The sequence below is a fragment of the Methanosarcina hadiensis genome, from assembly GCF_046529725.1.
Taxonomy (GTDB): domain Archaea; phylum Halobacteriota; class Methanosarcinia; order Methanosarcinales; family Methanosarcinaceae; genus Methanosarcina; species Methanosarcina hadiensis.
The window spans coordinates 3,917,925-3,933,412 of record NZ_CP136241.1 but is presented as its reverse complement, the minus strand read 5'-3'; the positions used below and the strand labels follow the sequence as shown (position 1 = coordinate 3,933,412).

The window sequence follows — 15,488 nt, the reverse complement described above, 5'->3', positions numbered from 1 at the left end:
TCTTAATTAAAGCCAGTAATTCCTCTTAATTTAAGCCAGTTTACGTGGATGTAATTCCACCCATTCTTACCAGCAACTATATCAAAGTTTCCAGGCCAGTCCATTTCAGTTACGGTCCTTTGCTGGAAATACTGGCAATATCTTCTTCTAGATTCGTTTTGAAGATTTAAGAAGGTTTATTGAGCTGGTACAATACTGGAACTTAATAAGAGTCCAAATAATTTCGACATCTTTATTATCGATTTGGTATTCATTAACGCTATAGAGAACCAAAAACGAAAAAATCTCTTCTACCTCCGGATGGCGACATTAAATGAATCCAAACTTGCTTGATCTGGTTCTGTTTTCAGAGAAAAGAAAGGCTTTTCTCATGCTCCTGAGAGAAGGACCTAAGAATACCCAGGAGATCCTTGATAGGCTTCAGGTTCCAAGAACAGCGCTCCTTCCCCAGATTAAAAAATTGAAAGAGCAGAACCTGGTAATCCACGAAGAAGGAGTTTATAGCCTCAGTTTGATAGGAGAGATTATTATAGAGAAAATGAAGCCTCTTCTGGATACCCTGGATGTTTTTGAAAAAAATGAGGAGTTCTGGGCAGACAGGAAACTTACACCTATTCCTCCATCCCTTATTAAGCGAATCAGCGAACTTGGGGACTATCGTCTTATAGAACCTGACCTGAGCCATACTTTTGATCTTAACCCTGAATTCGTAAAGAATGTGTCAAACTCAAACCATATACTTATGTTTTTTTCCTACTTTCATCCTCAGTTCCCGTCTTTTTTCCTTGATCTTGCCAGAAAAGGCACTGAGATTTCCCTTGTCATGAGCGAATCCGTATATTCAAGGCTTGCAGAGGATTTCCAAAAAGAAGTGGAAGAGTTTCTCAAAATAAAGAATACGAATGTTTTCGTTCTCGATAAGAAAGAAGTGGAAATCCCTGCAGTAGTTGTATCTTCGGATAAAATAATGCTTCTGGGGCTGTTTAATGAAAGTGGAAGATTTGACCGCCAGTACATAATCAGTTTCGAACCTGGGGCAATAGAATGGGGAAGAGAGCTGTTTGAATACTTAAGGGATATGAGCAGAGAGGCAAAAATTTAAGAAGAGTAAAGGTTTAACAAATCTACTCCTCTGCGCCAAACTAAAGCTGTTTTCAATTAAAGCTGTTTTTAATACTCCTGAATTTGAATTTTTAAGCTAATCTACTCAAATGAGTTTTTGAGAGGAATTTTTGGATAATTTTTTTGCCGTTTCCTTCTGAAATCCCGGATATTTCATTAACTTTAAATATTAGGTATGCCTAAATAAGGCAAAAATGAATTTAGGTCGACCTAAAGGTTAAAGATAGAAACCGAGAATAAATATGAAACTGCCACTTATCTGTCCCAAAAATGAGTGCTGCCGTGGGGAAAAGGAGTGCACTCCCGGAAAAGGACTTCCTAAAATTGTGCTCGTAGGGAGCCCAAACGTTGGGAAAAGCAGCCTTTTCAATTCACTTTCCGGAAATTATACCATAGTTTCCAACTATCCAGGAACATCAGTAGAAATCAGCAGGGGGAAAGGCAGGTTAGGAGAGAGGGAATATGAAATAATCGATACTCCCGGAATGTATTCTCTACTGCCTGTGAGCGAAGAAGAAAGAGTCTCCCAGCGCCTTCTTTTTGATGAGAAAACCTTTGTCTGCCTGCATGTTGTAGATGCCAGAAACCTCAGGCGCATGCTCTCTTTCACACTCCAGCTTCTTGAAGCCGGGCTCCCTGTCATCCTTGTCCTTAACATGATGGACGAAGCTGAGGAGAGAGGAATAAAAATAGACATAAAGGGACTCAGCAATTTCCTCGGGATCCCTGTCGTGGGTACGGTTTCAAGTGAAGGAAAAGGAATCGAAGAACTCAAAACTTCAATTGCGGGATTCACTCCGGAGACAAAAGAGAGATTTCCACAGGAAATTGATTATGGGCAGGAAATAGAGCCTTACATCCTGGAAATAGAAAGCCTGCTTGAAACAAAGGAAGAAACCGGAATATCAAAAAGGTCCCTTGCCCTCCTGCTGCTTCAGGGAGACAGGACAGCAATTGATTCTGTATGCAGCCCTCAAGATAACTGCTGGAATAAAAATGAAAAGAGGGAGGGAGAGAAAAGCGAAGGCGGAAAAAATGGTTTTGAGAAGTTCCAGAGCCTTGCAGAAGCTGCCTCGGAAAAGGCAGGGATCCCTCTGTCTTACCTGTTTACCCTTAAAAGGCAGGAGCTTGTAAACGAAATCGTAGAGCAGGTAATGGAAGTCCGGGATACGGAAAAAGAGATTGAGGAAAAACAAACAGGCCAGGAAGTAAAAACCGAAAAAAGAAAAAAGGCTGAGGGAAGAGTCCGTTTCGCGGAAAATATAGACAGCGTACTAACTCACCCTCTGCTTGGCATTCCGGCTCTCCTGCTAGTCCTGTACTTCGGACTCTACCGTTTCGTTGGTGTTTTTGCAGCAGGCACTATTGTTGATTTCCTCGAAAACACGGTGTTCGGAGAGTATATAAACCCCTTTGTGACCGGATGGTTCACATCCATTGTTCCCTATCCTGCCCTTCAGGACCTCTTTGTAGGGGAATACGGGATATTTACGCAGGCAGTGACCTACGCAATTGCCCTTATCCTGCCGATAGTTGGAGCTTTTTTCCTTGTGTTCTCAGTAATCGAAGACACGGGATATCTCCCCAGGCTCGGCCTGCTCCTTGACAGCATGTTCAAGAAAATCGGGCTTAGCGGAAGGGCAGTAATTCCGATGGTCCTCGGCTTTGGCTGCTCCACCATGGCCACAATGGTCACGCGGACCCTTGAGACAAGAAGGGAAAGGCTCATCTCAACCGTTCTGCTCGCTCTTGCAATCCCCTGCTCGGCACAGCTCGGGATTATTCTTTCCATCCTGTCTGAAAACCCTGATGGGCTGATTATCTGGGCAGGCGTGATAGTGCTCGAATTTGTATTCATAGGATATCTGGCTGCCAGGCTTCTGCCTGGGGAAGCTCCTACCTTCATACTCGAAATGCCCCCTCTCAGGATCCCTAAACTTTCAAACATAGCGGTTAAGACCTATTCAAGGATGCACTGGTATTTCCTGGAAGTCCTGCCCCTTTTTGTGCTGGCAAGCGTACTGATCTGGATAGGCAGGCTGACAGGACTCTTTGCTCTTGCCCTGAAAATCATGGAATATCCGACCACCTGGATAGGACTGCCTTCCCAGGCTGCTGATATTTTCCTCTTCGGCTTCTTCAGGAGGGACTTCGGAGCAGCCGGACTCTATGGAATGCATGACGCAGGACTGCTGACAGGCGTGCAACTTGTGGTTGCGGCAGTTACTCTGACCCTTTTTATGCCCTGCATTGCCCAGTTCATGATGACAGTAAAAGAAAGAGGGTTTAGAATGGCGCTTGCAATCTCAGCGTTCATTTTCCCCTCAGCCTTCCTTGCAGGCTTTATCGTAAACACTCTGCTTACCGCTCTGGGGGTGAAACTGTGAAGTGCCCACTTTGCGGAAGCGAATTCGAAAAAGCAGATGAATCAAAATGCACCGGCTGTGGGAAACTGCATAACTGCGACAGGCAGTGCTGCCCAAATTGCGGGTACGAACTTGTAAAAGAAGCAAAAGTAATACAGTTTATAAGGAGTCTCTTTAAATGATACCAAAAAAACCGGAATGCCTGAATGATGCTCTGAAAACTACCACACTTTCCTCAATGGAAACCAGGAAAAAAGGAAAGATCTCCCATCTGGACACAAAAAACACAGGGATTTTGCAGAAACTGATAGCAATGGGAATCCTGCCCGGTATGCCTGTAACTCTTCTCAGGCGCTCCCCTTCATACCTCTTTGAGGTAGACCAGACGCGGTATGCTGTGGACAGGGAAATTGCAAATCATATTTACGTTAGCTACTGATTTATACGTCAGCTACTAATTTGCCTCCAATAGAAGGCAAAAAATTTTACTCACCCTGGAGAAAAAAATTGGAGAAAAAAAATATGCGAAAGCATTCATTTACGTTCTCCAAGGAAAATCATCATCCCTGCAGGTGAAGCTTTTTTGTATATTTCCCCCAGCACTTCAAGCAGATCTTCTTCGCCACGCCAGAATGGGAATTTTCCAAGCCTTTTTGGAAGGGCGGCTGGAACCAGAGGGACGTGAGCCTCAAGGGAGGGGCTTTTTTCTTCTCCAGTAACTTCAGGAAGTGCCCTCCAGAAAGCTTCGGGGTTAAAGGGCAGAGGTTCGGGAGAAAACGGGGAAGTTTGAGCTTCGGGTACTGTTCCGGTTTTATCATCAGGCTTTTCTGTAAGAGCCCCCATTTCTGCTACACGGTCCACAGTGTCCGTAACAAAACCCTTTCCGAGAATGGACATAAAATCGTCCATGTCCACGCCCCTTAACTTAAAGATAAGGAAGGGGTCCCTGTCGAATTCTTCCCCGAGAAGGTAGTAGACGGCTGCAATATGCTTACAGGGATTTGACCAGTCAGGGCAGGAGCAGTCTGTTTCAAGGTCGTCGAGTGCTTTGGGAAAGAGGGAGAGGCCTATCTCCTTAAATGCGGAGTCGATATTTTCCGGCATCTCGCCTGCAAGGAGCTTTGCCGCAAAAATAGGTTTCAGGGCAAGTTTTTCTGCAAGGAGGTCCCATTCGGAACCTGTCAGGGTCCGGACTTTTATTGTTACCGAATAGGGCCTGGGGTCTGAACCCTGGACTTTAGCCCTTACAAGCCCTGACTCTATTTTAATGGAGGTTACCTGGCCTTTACGGGCATAACTTTTTCCCCGGTCCAGCCTTGCACCCAGCTTAAAGCTTTCAAGGGTTTCAATCCAGCGTTTTGCCCACCAGCTCTGGACAAAGCTTCCACGTCTGGACTTTGCTTTGATGCCTCCTTTAACCTCAATCGGCTTTGTGGGCTCATAATAACCATAACCGTCCCAGTAAGCTGCCATTTTATTCACCTACCGCCTCTTCTCGAAGAGCAAGAAGATCCTTCAATTCATCGTTAGAAAGTTCTGTAAGCCAGTCTTCGCCTGTTCCGACAACGTTCTCTGCGACCTGCACTTTGCGCTCGATAATCTCATCGATTTTTTCTTCAAACGTGCCCGCACAGATGAACTTATGCACCTCAACGTTCTTCGTCTGGCCTATACGGAACGCCCTGTCTGTAGCCTGGTTTTCAACAGCCGGGTTCCACCAGCGGTCGAAGTGAAAAACGTGGTTGGCTCTTGTAAGGTTAAGCCCTGTGCCGCCCGCTTTAAGGGAGAGAACAAAGATAGGGAGGTATTCTTTCCCTTCCTGGAAGCGCTCAAGCATTCGATCTCTATGCTTTCTGGGAACCCCGCCGTGCAGGAAAAGGATTTCACAGCCAAAGCTCGCCTGCAGGTGCTCTTTTAGCATTTTTCCCATCTCCGCAAACTGGGTGAAAACAAGGGCTTTTTCCCCGTTTTCAAGGACTACATCCAGCATTTCAGTAAGCCTTGCGAGTTTTCCAGACCTGCCGAGTAAAGCAGAGTTGTCCTTTAAAAACTGCGCCGGGTGGTTGCAGACCTGCTTGAGCCTGGTAAGGGCAGACAGGATTATGCCTTTTCTCTGGATGCCTTCTTCTGCGTCTTCCATTGCCTCTTCGATGTCTTCAAGGACTGCAGCATAGAGGGAAGCCTGTTCTTTTGTCAGCGTACAATAGGTTTTCATCTCCATTTTTTCCGGCAGGTCGGAGATAATCGAAGTGTCGGTCTTCAAACGGCGAAGGATGAAGGGGCCTGTAATTTCTTTCAGCCTCCTTGAAGCCTCTTGATCTCTTTCTGCCTGAATGGGAATAAAGAAATTCCGCTTGAAACCTGCCTGGCTGCCAAGGAAACCGGGGTTTAAAAACTCCATTATGGACCAGAGGTCTCCCACGTTATTTTCAACCGGAGTCCCAGTAAGAGCTATTCTATAATCGGCTTCAAGAGCCCTGGCTGCCTTTGCCTGTTTAGTTTCCGAATTTTTAATGTTCTGGGCTTCGTCAAGTACGATTCCAGCCCAGGAAACCACCTTTAAAAACTTAAGATCCCGTTGCAAAAGGCCATAGCTTGAGATGACAATAGCATGGCTCATAGCTTCCTTTTTGAATTCCTCTTCCTTTTTCCGGCTGGTCCCGTGGTGGACCATTACCGAAAGTCCCGGAGTAAAGCGGGAAGCCTCTTTTCTCCAGTTGTTGATAACAGAGGTAGGGCAGACCAGAAGGACCGGTTTCGGGGCTTTACGTCCGTCAACTTTTTCTTCAACTTTTTCTTCAATCTGTTCCCGGTCATGTTGGATAAGAGCAAGGGTCTGGACGGTTTTGCCAAGCCCCATATCATCTGCAAGGCAGGCTCCTATTCCCCACTGCCTCAGGAAAGCGAGCCAGGAATAACCCCGGAACTGGTAAGGGCGGAGGGTGCCTGAAAAACCGTCAGGAGCCGGGAGTTCTTCAAATCCGGTTTTATCCTTTAAGCGGCTGATTAATTCTCCAATCCAGCCGGTTGCATTGAGCCCTTCAACGTCCACACCATCAGCTTTTTCGGAAACGCCAACAGCTAGTTTTAGAACTTCGCGCAGACTTGCTTCTCCGTTGGGGTTTTTCTTCCAGAACTCAAGGGCAGCCCTGATTTCCGCATCTTTTACCTCGACCCACTGCCCCCGGAATTTGACAAGCGGAGCTTTGAGCTTTGCAAGAGCCTGCAGTTCTCTGACTGTCAGCACCCTGTCTCCAAGGGCAATTTCCCAGTCAAAGCTGACGATTTCATCGAGTGTAAGCCCGTATCCGGCCTGTAACTTCTTCTTGCCCTTAACATTAGCCTGGGCTTTTAAGTGGGTCTTTGTACCTTTACGGGTCCACCAGCCAGGGAGAAGTACCCCGAAACCGGCCTGACTTAAATTCGCTGCACTTTCAGTCAGGAAGTGGTAAGCCTCTTTCATATCAAGGGAATATCCGGACGGATTGGGAGCTTCAAGGCTGGAAGCAATTTCTGCACTTATACTGGAAGCCTGCCCGAGGGAAGATAACAGAAATTGGCGAATGTTTTTCACATCATATTTTTTCAAAGGGCTGCCCTTTTTTGGCTTCCATGCTTCTTTTACAGGAATCAGAAGGCTCGGGTCTTCGTAGGACTGAAGCATGTAGCGGACGTACCAGTGTCCTTCGGGAACCTCTATGTCAGCTATATCTTTGCCTTTTTTAGTATCTTTTTTTCCGGATTCAGTTTCTTCGATTTCTTCGATTTCTTCTTTCGCAGCCGGCTCTTCCAGCCGGAAACAAAACCTGAAAGGAGAAGTGGTGAGGATGGTGAGGGGGCACTGCCATTCACGGGCCCTTAACGAAAGCTGCAGAAGCTCTTTTTCGTCTCCATAGATCAGCCCGTCGGGGCTTTTAAGAGCAGAAACCCAGGCATCGTGAACACTGTCAAAGGATTTTCTTTTGCGTGCCTCTTTTGCAGGCTCTTTTTCTCCTATCTCGGACCGGACTATCCAGTCGAGAGAGTCTTCAATAAACTGCTTTGCCGCTAAAGCAGCAGGCATTTCCGGAGGCACGGCAGATGTTTCAGGAATTAGAGCCCTTGCAGCAGGAGGCATTTGCTTTGCAAGTTTTGCCAGCTCTCCGGCATCTTCTCCGGAAAATACGGGTTCCCAGAAAGCCCTGTACTCCCCTTCCCCGCCCCTGACACCAGGCAGGTATTTCTGTCCTGCGGCCAGCGAGCCTGCAAATTTAAGAGCATCTGCCCACCAGAGTAGGTCATTTCCCGAGATTATGCCGGGAGCAAGAACCTTTTTTCCCATACAGGCACAGAGGAGAACAATAGCTTCTTCAGCTTCCAGAGGATATGCATTGACAGTCCAGGGAATCAATGAAGGTTCTGCTTCCGATGCAGGAATTTCAGCAACGAGAGGGCTGGAAGGGACAGGGTTCCCGCCGATAGTTGGGATCCAGACGTTAATTTTCTCTGCCTTTTTCCGGTCAGTACTTCTCAGCAGCAGCTCAAGAGCAGAAGACAGGTTTTCAACGCCCGAATCATAAGGATAGGGTTTTACAATCGGGATTTTAGGCTTTCTCCCGCGCCGAACAACCGAAGTTTCTTTTTCAGCCGGGCTTTCCCCCCATAAGAAGAACTGTTTTCCGACTCTTCCTGCATGAAGAATTATCATGTAATTGGATTAGGAAGGAAGATATATTAAAAATGATGTGGGGCAAGCTGTTTCAAGACTCCATTATTATACGTTTCAAAGCTCCGTTGATCCTACAATAGATATTCCGGAAAAGTTCCGGCTTATTGTTGATGAGCCTCTTTTGTCTGGTTATTGAAATTGAAAGATTTCAGCAGTGTAATATAGGGCAAGTTGAAAAATACTTCAATAGGTCGGAACTTTAAGCTGACCAGGAACTGAGTGTCGAGGATTTGAGTGTCAATTTGTCCTACAAATTTTGATGAAAAAGTAGAATGCCCATTCGTTGATAGGAAAGAGTTCATTGAAGCTTTTGATAAAGCCTTCCAGAACATCGACCTAAAGGACTACAGTATTCTGGTCTATTATGGAGTTGCTGGAATTGGAAAAACCAGCCTTAGAAAGGAACTTTCAACATTACTTAAAAAACACAATGAATCAGCCTTTCACATGAAAATTATATGGACTTCAATAGACTTCGCTACCGAACAATACAGGCAGCCTTATAAATTCCTCGAAGTTCTGTCCAGTCAACTGCGCCAGAAATACGACATCAAATTCAACTCTTTTGACGTTGCACTCGCAACCTACTGGAAAAAAGTTAACCCCCACATTCCTCTTGTAAAAGAAAACTACTCCGAGGACAGCATTGTTCGTGATGTTCTGGACATCTGTAACGAATTTGTCCCTGTAAACCTGATACCAAACGTGCTTAACCTTGCCAAAAGTTTACCTGAACTTTATCAGAAATGGGCCCTGAAACGCAAAGAAGATATTTCCAGACTTTCCGATCTTGAACCGGCAGAAATAGATGAACTACTACCTGTTTACTGGGCCTATGACCTTGCTGACCACCTGCAGAACACTTCAGAATCCGCAGTCATTTTCATAGACACCTATGAAGCTCTATGGGAAAAAGAAAGAGATATAGGAAGTTTTAATGACCGTGATAAATGGCTCAGAAAACTTATTGAAAACATACAAAAATCCTGTCTGTGGATAATCTGCGGAAGAGAAACCCTTCGCTGGGAAGAAGTTGATGAGGACTGGGAAAATTACCTCGACCAGCATAAAATAGAAAAACTTCCAGAAAAAGATTCTCTCGACCTGTTAAAACGGTGCGGAATCACTGAAGAGGATATCCAGAAAGCATTAATTGAAAGCAGTGAAGGCGTACCCTACTACCTTGAACTCTCTATTGAAACCTATAGAAAAATAAAGAAAAAAAAGCAGCCTGCCCCGGAAGACTTTGCAAAGGTTCCAGACGGAATTTTCTACAGATTCGTCAAATACCTTGACAGGGAAGAAAAAGAGACGCTGAAAGTCTTATCGGTTCCCAGATACTGGAACCGCGAACTATTTGAAATCTTGATTGAGAAATTTAATACCGGATACCCTGTAACCAGTTTTTCAGAACTGCATAGCTTCTCTTTTATGGACATTGACGATAAAGGAAAATGTTCCATGCACCAGCTTATAAGAAAAAGCCTGCAAGAATATCAAGATCAGTATTTAAAAAAGAAAGTTCACAATTTCATGCTTAATTACTACAGCAATCAACTAAAAGAACTCGATATTAAGTCAATAACCCCAGAACACGAAACCGCTTTAACTGAAGCCTTCTATCATGCAAAAGAGACTCTTGAAGTGGAACATTTGTCCAAATGGTTTGTTTCTGTCTCTGATCCCTTCTACAGAGCAGCATTCTGGCAATTAATTACCCCAATGTATGAAGAAGTAAGGCAAATACTTGAAGCAGAACTCGGATCTGAACACCCAGATATTGCAACAACCCTGAACAATCTCGCAGCACTCTATTATTATATGGGAGAGTACAAAAAAGCACTCCCGTTCTATCAAAGGGCACTTGAAACAATGGAAAAAGTACGGGATCCGGAATACCCATATGTTGCAGCGACACTAAACAATCTTGCAACACTCTATCGTCAGATAGGAGAATACGAAAAGGCACTTCCATTTTATAAAAGGGCACTCGAAATAATGGAGAAAGTGCGGGGCGCACAACACCCAGATGTTGCAACAACCCTAAGTAATCTCGCAGGACTTTATGAAGATATGGGAGAGTACGAAAAGGCACTTCCACTATATAAAAGGACACTTAAAATAGATGAAAAAACACTGAGTCCCCAACACCCAAATATTGCAACAACAATAAACAATCTCGCAGCATTCTATGCAAGAATAGGAGATTACGAAAAGGCACTTCCACTTTATAAAAGAGCACTTGACATTCGTGAAAAGGTGCTGGGATTTGAACACCCAGATGTTGCACAAACCTTAAACAATTTTGCAGTATTCTATGAAAGTATAGGAGAATACGAAAAGGCACTCCCACTTTATAAAAGAGCACTTGATATTCGTGAAAAGGTGCTAGGGCCACAACATCCAGATGTTTCTACAACATTAAACAATCTCGCAGGACTTTATATAGATATGGAAGAGTACGAAAATGCACTCACATTTTATAAAAGGACACTTAAAATAGATTAGGACTTACGCGGTTGAAGCACTTTTTCATAAGTTACATTAAAATACTTTTTTTAATATATTGGTATAAATATAATCAAAAAAAAAATCTCTGGGTTGAATTAAATAAATCCTCCTAAATGCACTGATCTCGATTACATCAACTTTCTTATCGCTTCTTCACGCGTATTTAGCTGTACCGAAGCTTCAAAGTGCAGTTATTTAGATTCTAATAATCCGGCTCATGACTCTTTTACCCGTCTTCTTCTAAGGCAGCCTCCGGATACGGAGGCTTTATGGGAAGAAGTAAAGGATATAGTCACTCCTTATACTGGCTTTCTTGTTTTCGACGATACTGTTCTGGATAAACCATATTCCAAGCATATGGATCTTGTTTACAGACAATGGAGTGGTAAACATCATCAGATTGTAAATGGGATCAATCTTGAAACCGTTGTCTGGACGTCTAATGACGCCATAATCCCTGTTGACTTTAGAATTTACGATATAAATACTGATGGAAAAACAAAAAACGATCATTTCCTTGATATGCTAAATAAGGCAGAAGAACGTGGTTTTAAGCCTGAATTTGTTCTGTTTGATACGTGGTATTCCAGTATAAAGAATCTCAAAGCGATCAGGAAAAAGGGATGGCACTGGTTAACGAGATTGAAGAAAAACCGGTTAGTTAATCCTGATAAGACTGGTAATGTAGCAATTGAATTGTTAAGTATTCCACCAGAAGGAATAACGGTTCATCTGAAAGAATATGGTTTCATCAAAGTATTTCGGATAGTTTCCGAGGACGGAGACACGCAGTATTGGGCTACAGATGTACTGGATATGAAAGAAGAAAAAAGGAAAGAGTTAGGGAAAAAAGCATGGAAAATTGAAGAGTACCATAGAGGAATTAAACAGTTTTGTGGAGTAGAACGCTGTCAGGCAAGAAGAAATAATGTGCAGAGAGCACATATTATGATGGCACTAAGAGCATTCCTAAGATTTGAAGTCCAAAGAATGAAAACAGGAATGACATGGTTTGAGACAAAGTTAAGCATTACAAGAAATGCTGTAAGTCAATATATCAGAAAACCAATATATGAATTAGATTAAAAAGTAAAAAACTCGAAAGCTGCCTGCAAAGCAGGCAAGTGCGTAAGTCCTAATAGATGAAAAAACACTGGGTCCCCAACACCCATATGTTGCAACAACACTAAACAATCTTGCAGGACTCTATCGTCAGATGGAAGATTACGAAAAAGCACTCCCACTGTATCAAAGGGCACTGAAAATAGTCGAAAAAAAGTTTGGACAAAATCATCCCAATACAGTAATAATAAAAGAAAATTATGACTGGCTTCTTTCAAAGATAAATGAAGAAAATAAAGAGAAATGATTTTTGCAACTTCACGCTACAGGATTTAGATAACTGCTTTTCCAATTCTTTCTCTTATAAAAAGCCCATCTACCAAAACTTATTAGGCTTATTCCCTCACATGCCTTACAATGTGACCTGCTTCAGGAATGATAATCTTAGAAAGGGCAAGCTTCACCGCGTTTGGTGACCCCGGCAAACAGAATACAGCCTTTCCTTTTATCACACCTGCCGAAGCCCTTGTAAGGATTACGGAAGTGCCGATTTCTTCAAGGCTCTTGAACCTGAAAAGTTCTCCGAAACCAGGGATTTCTTTCTCAAAAAGAGGTGCTACGGACTCTATAGTAAGATCTTTCGGAGCGAGCCCAGTGCCTCCGCTTGTTACAACAATATCTGCAGAACTGTCAAGCGCGGCAAAAAGAGCATCAAGAATTTCATCTTTTCCGTCAGGCACAAGCCTGTAAAAAGAGACATTGTTGCTTGCAGCCTCAAGAAGTTCTTTCATAGCTCTTCCGGAAAGGTCTTCTGCCTCATAGGGAAAAGACGGGTTTCCGTACTTCTCGTACCTTGAAGTAGAAATTGTAATTAAAGCGAAAGAAAAAGATTTTTTAGCGTCTTTTTTGTGAATTTCTGGCGTAGGTTCTTTCATGAAAACGGCACGCTCCATTTACTTAGTTTTTCATATGATGTTTTATTTCTTCTCTTTATCCAGTATCCTCTAAGTTACTTGCCTGCCCATATTTTAATAACTTATCAGCCCAATCCCCGGTTATGCACATAATTGCTGCGGACATAGGGACAGGTACGCAGGATATCCTGCTATTTGATTCGGAAAAAGAGGTTGAGAACAGTCTTATAATGGTCATGCCTGCTCCTACGCAGGTGACTGCGGAAAGAATCAGAAGAGTAACAAAGGCAGGAAAAGCACTTGTGCTTACCGGAACCATAATGGGAGGAGGGCCTTCGGCATGGGCTGTCCGCGCGCACCTGAAGGCGGGTTTCCCGGTATATGCTACTGAAGCAGCCGCTCTGTCCATTCATGATAACATTGAAAGAGTGAAAGCTTTTGGAGTCCAGATTGTTACGGAGGAAGAGGCAAAAGGGCTTGCAGATTCGGGAGAGGCTCTGGAAATTGTTATGCAGGACTTTGACCCCTGTGCAGTTTCCTGCGCATTTTCGAATTTCGAGGTCAGGATGCCGGAAAACTATGCCGTGGCAGTGCAGGACCACGGGAATGCTCCGGACAAAAGCAACAGGGTCTACAGGTTTGAACTTTTAAAGGAACTTATCGAGAAAGGAGGAAAGCTCGAAGACTTTGTGTACCGGCCCGAAGAGATCCCGAAGCCGTTCACTCGAATGAAAGCCCAGGCAGATTCGCTTCTTAAAGCCACTACAGCCCTCAATACGCGGGCAGTCTTCATGGACACAGGGCCCGCAGCCGTATTTGGAGCTCTTACCGACCCGGCAGCAGTCCAGCCTTCCATTGTGGTCAATATAGGAAACGGGCATACTCTTGGAGCTCTTGTGAATGAAAACAGGATCACGGCTGTGTTCGAGCATCACAGTTCCAGCATGAGTCCGGAAAAGCTTCAGGACTATATTATCAGGCTTGCTGACGGAAAGCTTGGCTTTGATGAAGTATTTGAAGACGGAGGGCACGGAGCATATACAAAGGAAGCTCCGGGTTTTGAACATGTGCGCTCGATAATGGTTACAGGGCCGAAAAGAGAGATGCTTGAAAAGCTTTCACATTCGGAACTCAGGAAGGAAATTTTTGAGAAGCTGCACTTTGCAGCACCTTTCGGGAGCATGATGCTTTCAGGCTGCTTCGGGCTTCTAGCGGGATTTTTTGAAAAATACTCGGAAACATCAATAAAACTTATAAACCACTAAGTAGTAGGGAGTAAGTCACCTAAGCCCGGGATATATAAGATATAAGGGGATATAGAATCTCAGGCATGAAAATCCCTATCCGGAGAACCGGGTGATGCAGAAATTTCCTGCCAGAACCTGCAAGGGCGGTTTACAGATAAATGTAAATACAGGCAGGTATCTTTATATGCACATATCTCCATGCTCAACGATTTGCTAAACAGTTTTTTGCGAACTTGAAGCAAACGCTTATAAGTGGATTATAAGTGGAAAAAGCTTCCACTCAAAATATTATCAAAATTATCACTTTTCAGGAGAATCAAACTAATGGTACGAAAGCCAGGAAGTATGTACAGAAACGTGAGACAGCGCTCATTTACCAGAAGAAAATATATGGGCGGTGTTCCCGGAAGCCAGGTTATTCACTATGATATGGGAGATAAAGCAAACACAACTTTCCCTGTAAAAGTTTCGCTGGTTGTAGAAGAGAAATGCCAGATCAGGCATGTTGCTCTTGAAGCAGCCCGTATTACTGCAAACAGGCACCTTGTCGAAGACACAGGAAAGATGGGCTTTTACATGAAGCTCCGTGTTTATCCCCATGAAGTACTCAGAGAAAACAAGCAGGCAACTGGAGCTGGTGCTGACCGTGTTTCCAGTGGAATGCGCAGGGCCTTTGGGAAGAATGTCGGTACCGCAGCAAGGGTAAATTCAATGCAGAAGATCTTTACAGTAGCCGTTGAGAAGCAGAACTTCCAGGCTGCAAAGAAAGCTCTCTGGCATGCAGGACAGAAACTGCCAACCCCCTGCAGAATCGTCATCGACGAAGGCGCAGAACTGGTACAGTAACACGGCTAGAAACAGTAAAACTAAAAGGGAGTCTAAAGAATGTATGATTACGAAGAGCTTTTAAACCGTGCAATGTCAAAGATGCCGGACACAGAGACTACTGACGCTCGATTCGTAATCCCTGAACCCAAACTCTTTTCCGAAGGCAAGACCACAATTCTGGATAACTTCGGAAATATTGCAGACACCCTTAACCGGGACCCTGACCACCTGATGAAATATCTCACCAGGGAACTGGGGACTGCAGGGAAGATAGAAGGCACACGTGCAGTCTTCCAGGGCAGGTTTACAAGAGCTCAGATTTCAGACAACATTCAGGCATATGTTGACGAATACGTTATGTGTTCGGAATGTGAACGCCCGGATACCCAGCTTGTCAGGGTAGACAGGGTACTTGTCCTGAAATGTTCCGCCTGTGGAGCACACAGACCTGTCAAAAAGAGAAAGGTAAGCAACGTAGTTGTCAGGGAAGCTATCGAAGAGGGCGGAACCTATGAACTCCGGATAGATGCCGTTGGGTCCAAAGGTGACGGGATAGCAAAAATAGACAAATATACGGTCTTCGTGCCCGGAGCCGCAAAAGGCGACGTGGTAAAAGTAAAGATAAAGAAAATCAGCGGAAACCTCGCCTTCTCAGAAAGGGCTTGAGGTTCAAGCTTTTTATTTTAAAGAGGCAGTCCAGGCAGACTACTAATTTTCGGTTTTCGTGCCC

At 44.2% G+C, this 15,488-nt stretch carries 13 protein-coding genes and 1 pseudogene; 11 read left to right on the top strand and 3 right to left on the bottom strand.

Features of this window, described 5'->3' with window-relative positions; all coding sequences use genetic code 11:
* Positions 1 to 313 precede the first annotated feature (313 nt).
* The 4 genes from RSJ42_RS16880 (at position 314) to RSJ42_RS16865 (ending at position 3,927) form a co-directional block, all read left to right on the top strand.
* Positions 314 to 1,102: a helix-turn-helix transcriptional regulator gene (locus RSJ42_RS16880; protein ID WP_410508394.1), complete on the top strand. Its 789-nt coding sequence runs from the start codon at positions 314 to 316 to the stop codon at positions 1,100 to 1,102.
* Between the two features lie 262 nt (positions 1,103 to 1,364).
* A complete protein-coding gene (feoB, locus tag RSJ42_RS16875) occupies positions 1,365 to 3,509 on the top strand; it encodes a ferrous iron transport protein B (protein ID WP_410508393.1) in 2,145 nt (714 codons plus the stop codon).
* The gene (locus tag RSJ42_RS16870) at positions 3,506 to 3,670 is read left to right on the top strand and encodes a hypothetical protein (RefSeq protein ID WP_410508392.1); all 165 of its coding nucleotides are present in this window, start codon (positions 3,506 to 3,508) and stop codon (positions 3,668 to 3,670) included. Before feoB ends, RSJ42_RS16870 begins: the two co-directional genes overlap by 4 nt.
* A complete protein-coding gene (locus RSJ42_RS16865) occupies positions 3,667 to 3,927 on the top strand; it encodes a FeoA family protein (protein WP_410508391.1) in 261 nt (86 codons plus the stop codon). The genes RSJ42_RS16870 and RSJ42_RS16865 overlap by 4 nt, the downstream gene beginning before the upstream one ends.
* A 95-nt stretch (positions 3,928 to 4,022) precedes the next feature.
* On the opposite strand, the gene RSJ42_RS16860 is transcribed toward RSJ42_RS16865, so the two are convergent.
* Together RSJ42_RS16860 and RSJ42_RS16855 are read right to left on the bottom strand one after the other, a co-directional pair.
* Entirely contained in the window at positions 4,023 to 4,961 is a 939-nt protein-coding gene (locus tag RSJ42_RS16860; protein WP_410510406.1) for an SWIM zinc finger family protein, read from the bottom strand.
* 1 nt (position 4,962) lies between these two features.
* Positions 4,963 to 8,175: a DEAD/DEAH box helicase gene (locus RSJ42_RS16855; RefSeq protein WP_410508390.1), complete on the bottom strand. Its 3,213-nt coding sequence runs from the start codon at positions 8,173 to 8,175 to the stop codon at positions 4,963 to 4,965.
* A 255-nt stretch (positions 8,176 to 8,430) separates the two neighbouring features.
* On the opposite strand from RSJ42_RS16855, the gene RSJ42_RS16850 reads away from it, so the two are divergent.
* The 4 genes and pseudogenes from RSJ42_RS16850 (at position 8,431) to RSJ42_RS16835 (ending at position 12,076) form a co-directional block, all read left to right on the top strand.
* Positions 8,431 to 10,704, top strand: a complete 2,274-nt coding sequence (locus tag RSJ42_RS16850) for a tetratricopeptide repeat protein (protein ID WP_410508389.1) — start codon at positions 8,431 to 8,433, stop codon at positions 10,702 to 10,704.
* Between the two features lie 102 nt (positions 10,705 to 10,806).
* Positions 10,807 to 11,793 carry a transposase gene (locus tag RSJ42_RS16845; RefSeq protein ID WP_410510287.1) on the top strand — a complete coding sequence of 329 codons (987 nt, stop codon included), beginning with the start codon at positions 10,807 to 10,809 and terminating at the stop codon, positions 11,791 to 11,793.
* A gap of 52 nt (positions 11,794 to 11,845) precedes the next feature.
* Positions 11,846 to 11,923: pseudogene (locus RSJ42_RS16840) on the top strand (hypothetical protein); the annotation flags it as partial.
* Entirely contained in the window at positions 11,924 to 12,076 is a 153-nt protein-coding gene (locus tag RSJ42_RS16835) for a tetratricopeptide repeat protein (RefSeq protein ID WP_410508388.1), read from the top strand.
* An 88-nt stretch (positions 12,077 to 12,164) separates the two neighbouring features.
* Here the strand turns inward: RSJ42_RS16835 and RSJ42_RS16830 are convergent, their stop codons facing one another.
* The gene (locus RSJ42_RS16830) at positions 12,165 to 12,704 is read right to left on the bottom strand and encodes a molybdenum cofactor biosynthesis protein B (RefSeq protein ID WP_410510405.1); all 540 of its coding nucleotides are present in this window, start codon (positions 12,702 to 12,704) and stop codon (positions 12,165 to 12,167) included.
* Positions 12,705 to 12,826: 122 nt separating this feature from the next.
* Between RSJ42_RS16830 and RSJ42_RS16825 the strand changes: the two genes are divergently transcribed.
* From RSJ42_RS16825 to RSJ42_RS16815, 3 genes are all read left to right on the top strand, one after another.
* Positions 12,827 to 13,948 (top strand): DUF1786 domain-containing protein, encoded by a 1,122-nt coding sequence (locus RSJ42_RS16825; protein WP_410508387.1) that lies wholly within the window; start codon positions 12,827 to 12,829, stop codon positions 13,946 to 13,948.
* Between the two features lie 306 nt (positions 13,949 to 14,254).
* A complete protein-coding gene (locus RSJ42_RS16820; RefSeq protein ID WP_410508386.1) occupies positions 14,255 to 14,776 on the top strand; it encodes a 50S ribosomal protein L16 in 522 nt (173 codons plus the stop codon).
* Between the two features lie 39 nt (positions 14,777 to 14,815).
* Positions 14,816 to 15,424 (top strand): translation initiation factor IF-2 subunit beta, encoded by a 609-nt coding sequence (locus RSJ42_RS16815; protein ID WP_410508385.1) that lies wholly within the window; start codon positions 14,816 to 14,818, stop codon positions 15,422 to 15,424.
* Positions 15,425 to 15,488 lie beyond the last annotated feature (64 nt).

Bases quoted from the DNA above. Each gene is read 5' to 3' on its own strand.
- RSJ42_RS16880 (WP_410508394.1), top strand. From the start codon at position 314: ATGAATCCAAACTTGCTTGATCTGGTTCTGTTTTCAGAGAAAAGAAAG.
- feoB (WP_410508393.1), top strand. From the start codon at position 1,365: ATGAAACTGCCACTTATCTGTCCCAAAAATGAGTGCTGCCGTGGGGAA.
- RSJ42_RS16865 (WP_410508391.1), top strand. From the start codon at position 3,667: ATGATACCAAAAAAACCGGAATGCCTGAATGATGCTCTGAAAACTACC.
- RSJ42_RS16860 (WP_410510406.1), bottom strand. From the start codon at position 4,961: ATGGCAGCTTACTGGGACGGTTATGGTTATTATGAGCCCACAAAGCCG.
- RSJ42_RS16855 (WP_410508390.1), bottom strand. From the start codon at position 8,175: ATGATAATTCTTCATGCAGGAAGAGTCGGAAAACAGTTCTTCTTATGG.
- RSJ42_RS16835 (WP_410508388.1), top strand. From the start codon at position 11,924: ATGGAAGATTACGAAAAAGCACTCCCACTGTATCAAAGGGCACTGAAA.
- RSJ42_RS16830 (WP_410510405.1), bottom strand. From the start codon at position 12,704: ATGAAAGAACCTACGCCAGAAATTCACAAAAAAGACGCTAAAAAATCT.
- RSJ42_RS16825 (WP_410508387.1), top strand. From the start codon at position 12,827: ATGCACATAATTGCTGCGGACATAGGGACAGGTACGCAGGATATCCTG.
- RSJ42_RS16820 (WP_410508386.1), top strand. From the start codon at position 14,255: ATGGTACGAAAGCCAGGAAGTATGTACAGAAACGTGAGACAGCGCTCA.
- RSJ42_RS16815 (WP_410508385.1), top strand. From the start codon at position 14,816: ATGTATGATTACGAAGAGCTTTTAAACCGTGCAATGTCAAAGATGCCG.